Source organism: Sphaerisporangium aureirubrum, assembly GCF_042658925.1.
GTDB classification, from domain to species: Bacteria; Actinomycetota; Actinomycetes; order Streptosporangiales; family Streptosporangiaceae; genus Sphaerisporangium; species Sphaerisporangium aureirubrum.
Genome location: NZ_JBHSRF010000160.1, coordinates 1 through 6,094 on the forward strand (window position 1 = coordinate 1; position 6,094 = coordinate 6,094).

3 protein-coding genes are annotated in these 6,094 nt (G+C 72.0%); all 3 read left to right on the plus strand.

The genetic code is table 11. The features are described from left to right. Positions 1-1,592, plus strand: a 1,592-nt coding sequence (locus ACFP1K_RS40760; protein ID WP_380763906.1) for a condensation domain-containing protein, incomplete at its 5' end; no start/stop codon positions are given. A gap of 2 nt (positions 1,593-1,594) precedes the next feature. Further along, a complete protein-coding gene (locus ACFP1K_RS40765; protein WP_380763908.1) occupies positions 1,595-4,789 on the plus strand; it encodes an amino acid adenylation domain-containing protein in 3,195 nt (1,064 codons plus the stop codon). Between the two features lie 2 nt (positions 4,790-4,791). Then, the coding region (locus ACFP1K_RS40770) for an amino acid adenylation domain-containing protein (protein ID WP_380763910.1) at positions 4,792-6,094 on the plus strand (1,303 nt) is incomplete at its 3' end.

Genomic DNA, 6,094 nt, shown 5'->3' on the forward strand with positions numbered 1-6,094 from the left:
TGAAAAACGTCGGCGCCGACGACAACTTCTTCGACCTCGGCGGCAACTCCCTGCACGGCAGCCAGCTCGCCGCCCGCATCCGCGAACACCTGCGCGTGGAGCTCGATCTGCGTCACCTGTTCACCAATCCGGTGCTCGCGGATCTGGCCACGCGGCTCGACGAGTCCGAGGTGGCCCCCGCGCAGAAGCCGATCGTGCCGGTGGCGCGGGGCGGCGCGCTGCCGTGCACGCCGCAGCAGGAGGGGCTCTGGCTGCTGCAATCCATGGATCCGTCGTCGTCGACGTACCACATCGCGTTCGCCCTGGCACTACGCGGCCCGCTCGACGTCCCCGCGCTGGAACGGGCCCTGCTCGCCTTGATCGTGCGGCACGAGGCGCTGCGCACCAGGTTCGTCGAGGACGACGGCCTGCCCCGGCAGGTGATCGACCCGCCGCCGCCGGCGGTCTCGCTGCCGGTGGAGAGCGTCAAGGCCGAAGAGGCCGCGTCGTGGGTGACCGGGTGGACGACGCGGCCGTTCGATCTGGCGGCCGGGTCGCTGTTCCGCGCGGCGCTGGGGGAGCTCGGGCCGCAGGAGTACGCGCTGGTGCTGGCGGTTCACCACATCGTCGCCGACGGCTGGTCGGCCAAGATCCTGGCCGAGGAACTCGGCGCCCTGTACGCCACCGAGCGCGGGGTGCGCGGGATGGACCTGCCGGCGATGTACCTGCAACCGGTCGACCACGCGGTGTGGCAGCGTGGCTGGCTCGACGGCGCCGAGATGGACCGGCAGATGGGTTACTGGCGGGAGGCTCTGGCCGATCTGCCCGCACTGGACTTCCCGGCCGATCGGCCGCGTCCGGCCGACCCGACCGGTGCCGGCGCCGCGGCCGACCGCCAGGTGCCGGCCGGCACCGCGGCGGCGGCGCGCGGGTACGCGCGGACGCACCAGGTGTCGTTCCTGGCGGTGTTGCAGGCGGCGCTGCTGACGGTGCTGCACCGGTACACCGGGCAGGAGGACCTCGTCGTGGGGTCGATCTTCTCGGGTCGTACCCGGCCGGAGATCGAGCCTCTCGTCGGTTTCTTCGCCAACACCGTGGTGCTGCGCACCGACCTGGGTGGGGAGCCCACGTTCGCCGAGGTCGTCGGCCGCTGTCACGAGACGGTCCTGAACGCCACCGCCGCTCAGGATGTGCCGTTCGGAGTGATCGTCGACGCGCTCCAGCCCGAGCGGGTCACCGGACGAAACCCCCTGTTCCAGATCAGCCTCACCCTGCAACCCGCCGACAACCAGGCCGACCTGACGCTCGGCGACGTCTCCGCCGAACCCCTGGACACGGCCAACCGCTCCGCGCGGTTCGACCTCGCGATCGACGTGATCGACCGCAAAGGTGACGGCCTGGATCTGGTGGTGGAGTACTCCACCGAGTTGTTCGACGCCGATCGCGTCGAACGTCTTCTCGATCATTACGTCGCGGCGCTGGCCAACGGCCTGGCCGACCCCGGTGCCGTCGCCGAGGACGTCGACATCATGTCGAGCAGTGAACGCCACCAGGTGCTGCATGCCTGGAACCCGGCGGATGCCGCCGTGCTCGGGCCAGAGGGAGGGGTGTAGCCGTGCACACCGTCGTCGCCGGTGCGGTCGGTACCTCGGGGCTGCTGCATCAGGTCGTGGCCGGGCACGACGCGGGCCGTGTCGCGTTCCGGTTCGTGGGTTCGGGGCCGCCGGTCGAGCTGACCTACGGCGGCCTCGGCAGGCGTGCCGGTCGGCTGGCGCACGCGTTGCGGCAGGTGGGTGTGGGGCCGGGCCGGGTGGTGGCGTTGCTGCTGGAGCGCGGGCCGGATCTGCTCGTGGCGCAGCTGGCGGTGTCGATGAGCGGGGCGGCGTGGATGCCGCTGGATCCGCGTAATCCACCGGCCCGGCTGGCCTTCCAGGTCGGCGACGCCGCGGCTCCGTTGGTGCTGACCACCTCCGATCTGGCCGGACTGGCCGCGGAGGTGGCCCCCGGCACCGCGACCTGGGTCCTGGACGACCCGACACGCCAGGCGTGTCTCGGTGGTCATCCGGAGACCACGCCGGATGTCGACGTCCGGCCGGACGACCCGGCGTATCTGATGTACACCTCCGGCTCCACCGGCACCCCCAAAGGGGTCCTGGTCTCGCACCGGTCGGCGTACACCTACTGCCAGAACGCGGTCGAACAGCTCGGCGTCACCGCCGCCGACGTCCTGTCGCAGGTGGCCAACCCCGCCTTCGACGTCACGATCTTCGACACCTTCGCCACCCTGCTGGCCGGCGGGACCATCGTCAGCGCTCCGTCCGCCGTCATCACCGACCCGGCCGCGCTGACCACGCTGTTGCGGGAAGAGCACGTCACGGTCGCCTACATCCCCCCGGCGGTCCTGGCCCTGCTCGACCCGGCGCGACTGAGCCACGGCCGGCTGCGCGCGATCCTGTGCATCGGCGCCGTGCTCGGCGTGGAACTGGCCAACCGCTGGTCCCGGCCCGGCCTCACCCTGCACAACGGCTACGGCCCCACCGAGGCCACCGTGATCTGCACCAACTACGTGTGCCCCGGCACCCCCCTGCACGGCACCGTGCCCATCGGCACCGCCCTGCCCCACCACCGCGCCTACGTGCTCAACAAGCGCCTGCGGCCCGTGCCGGTGGGGGTGGCGGGCCAGCTCTACATCTCCGGCGCCGGCCTGGCGCACGGCTACCTCAACCGGTCAGGGCTCACCGCGGAGCGTTTCCTGCCCGACCCCTACGGCGGGCAGCCCGGGGAGCGCATGTACGCCACCGGCGACCTGGTGCGCTGGCGGCCCGACGGACAGCTCGAATACCTCGGCCGCACCGACCGGCAGATCAAGCTCCGTGGCCAGCGTGTCGAGCTCGGCGAGATCGAGCACGTCCTGGCCCGGCATCCCGCCGTCCGGCACTGCGCCGTGATCCTGCGCGACGACTCCTACCTCGCCGCGTACGTGGTCCCCGAGCCTGGCCACGACGACCCGGACCCCGCCGAGCTGCGGGAGCACCTGGCACGCGTCCTTCCCACGTACATGATCCCCACCGCGTGGATCGCACTGCGCGAGCTGCCGTTGAACCCGAACGGCAAACTCGACCTCGCCGGGCTCCCGGCCCCGACGCCGGACATCAAGGACTACGTCCCGCCGCGCACAGGCACCGAACGCTGGCTCGCCGCGACCTGGCGGGAGCTGCTGAAGGTGGAACGCGTCGGCGCGGACGACAACTTCTTCGATCTCGGCGGCACCTCCCTGCACGGCACCCAGCTCGCCGCCCGCGTCCGCGAACACCTGTGCGTCGAACTCGACCTGCACCAGCTGTTCACCGAACCGGCCCTCGCGGATCTGGCCGCACGGCTCGACGAGTCCGAGGCGGCCCCCGCGCAGAAGCCGATCGTGCCGGTGGCGCGGGACGGCACGCTGCCGTGCACGCCGCAGCAGGAAGGGCTCTGGCTCCTCCAGCGCCTGGGCCCGACGTCGATGTACCACCTGTCGTTCGCCTTGACGCTACGCGGCGGGCTCGACGTGCCGGCGCTGGAGCGTGCCCTGCTCACCCTGGTGGCGCGGCACGAGGCGCTGCGCACGAGGTTCGTCGAAGAGAAGGGCCTGCCGCGGCAGGTGGTCGATCCGCCGCCGGCGGCGGTCGCGCTGCCGGTGGAGCCTGTCCAGGCCGAAGGCGTCGAGTCGTGGGTGAGCGAGTGGATGACACGGCCGTTCGATCTGGCGGCCGGGTCGTTGTTCCGCGCGGCGGTGGCCCGGCTGGGGCCGGACGAGCATGTGCTGGTGCTGGTGGTCCATCACATCGTCGCCGACGGCTGGTCACTGCGGATGCTGGCCGACGAGCTCTCCCTGGCGTACGCCGCCGAGCGCGGCATGCGGGGGACGGCTTTGCCGGAGGTGTACCTGCAACCGGGGGACCACGCCGTGTGGCAGCGTGACCGGCTCGACGGCGGCGAGATGGAACGCCGGCTGGCGTACTGGCGTGAGGCCCTGGCCGGTCTGCCGACGCTGGACCTCCCGGCGGACCGGCCGCGTCCGGCACAACCCACCGGCGCCGGCGCGGCCGTCAACCGCCGGGTGCCCGGGGACACCGCCGCGGCGGCGCGCGCGTACGCGCGAACCCACCAGGTGTCGTTCCTGGCGGTGTCGCACGCGGCACTGCTGACGGTGCTGCACCGGTACACCGGGCAGGAGGACCTCGTCGTGGGGTCGATCTTCTCGGGTCGTACCCGGCCGGAGATGGAGCGCATCGTCGGTTTCTTCGCCAACACCGTGGTGCTGCGCACGGATCTGAGCGGCGAGCCCACGTTCGCCGAGGTCGTCCGCCGGTGCCATGAGACGGTGCTGAACGCCGGCGCCGCTCAGGATGTGCCGTTCGGAGTGATCGTCGACGCGCTCCAGCCCGAGCGGGTCGCCGGACGCAACCCCCTGTTCCAGATCAGCCTGACGCTGCAGCCCGCCGACAACCAGGCCGACCTCGCGCTCGGCGACGTCTCCGCCGAACCTCTGGACGCGGCCAACCGTTCCGCGCGGTTCGACATCGGAATCGAGATCATGGACGCTCCGGACGGCATGTGGGTGTCGATGGAGTACTCCACCGAGTTGTTCGACGCCGATCGTATGGAACGTCTTCTCGATCATTACGTCGCGGCGCTGGCCAATGGCCTGGCCGACCCCGGTGCCGTCGCCGAGGACGTCGACATCATGTCGAGCAGTGAACGCCGGCAGGTGTTGCACGCCTGGAACGCGGGGGACACGGCCGCCATCGGGCCAGAGGGAGGGGTGTAGCGGTGCGCACCGTCGTCGCCGGTGCGGTCGGTACCTCGGGGCTGCTGCATCAGGTCGTGGCCGGGCATGACGCGGGTCGTGTCGCGTTCCGGTTCGTGGGTGCGGGGCCGCCGGTCGAGCTGACCTATGGCGGGCTGGAGCGGTGCGCGGGCCGGCTGGCGCACGCGTTGCGGCATGCGGGGGTGGGGCCGGGCCGGGTGGTGGCGTTGCTGCTGGAGCGCGGGCCGGAACTGCTCGTGGCGCAGCTGGCGGTGTCGATGAGCGGGGCGGCGTGGATGCCGCTGGATCCGCGTAATCCGGTGGCTCGGCTGGCTTTCCAGGTCGGCGACGCCGCGGCGCCGTTGGTGCTGACCACCTCCGATCTCGCCGGTCTGGCCGCGGAGGTGGCCCCCGGCACCGTGACCTGGGTTCTGGACGACCCGTTGCGGCGGGCCGAGCCGGCCGGGTACCCGGAGGTGGTGCCGGACGTCGACGTCCGGCCGGAGGATCCGGCGTACGTGATCTACACCTCCGGCTCCACCGGCACCCCCAAGGGGGTCCTGGTCTCGCACCGGTCGGCGTACACCTACTGCCGGAACGCGGTGGCGCACCACGGCATCACCGCCGCCGACGTCCTCCCGCAGGTGGCCAACCCCGCCTTCGACGTCACGATCTTCGACACCTTCGCCACCCTTCTGGCCGGTGCCACGATCGTCAGCGCTCCGTTCACCGTCATCACCGACCCGGCGGCGTTGACCACGCTCCTGCGGGAAGAGCACGTCACGATCGCCTACATCCCCCCGACGATCCTGGCCCTGCTCGACCCGGCACACCTCGACGGCAGCCGGCTGCGTGTGATCCTCTGCGCCGGCGCCGTGCTCGGCGTGGAGCTGGCCAACCGCTGGTCACGGCGCGGCCTCACCCTGCACAACGGCTACGGCCCCACCGAGGCCACCGTGATCTGCACCGACTACGTGTGCCCCGGCACCCCCCTGCGCGGCACCGTGCCCATCGGCACCGCCCTGCCCCATCACCGCGCCTACGTGCTGAACAAGCGCCTGCGGCCGGTGCCCGTCGGGATCTCCGGCGAGCTCTACATCTCCGGCGCCGGCGTGGCGCACGGCTACCTCAACCGGCCCGGCCTCACCGCGCAGCGTTTCCTGCCCGACCCCTACAGCGGCCGCCCCGGCCGGCGCATGTACGCCACCGGTGACCTGGTCCGCCGGCGGCCCGACGGGCAGCTCGAATACCTCGGCCGCACCGACCGGCAGATCAAGCTCCGTGGCCAGCGCGTCGAGCTCGGCGAGATCGAGCACGTCCTGGCCC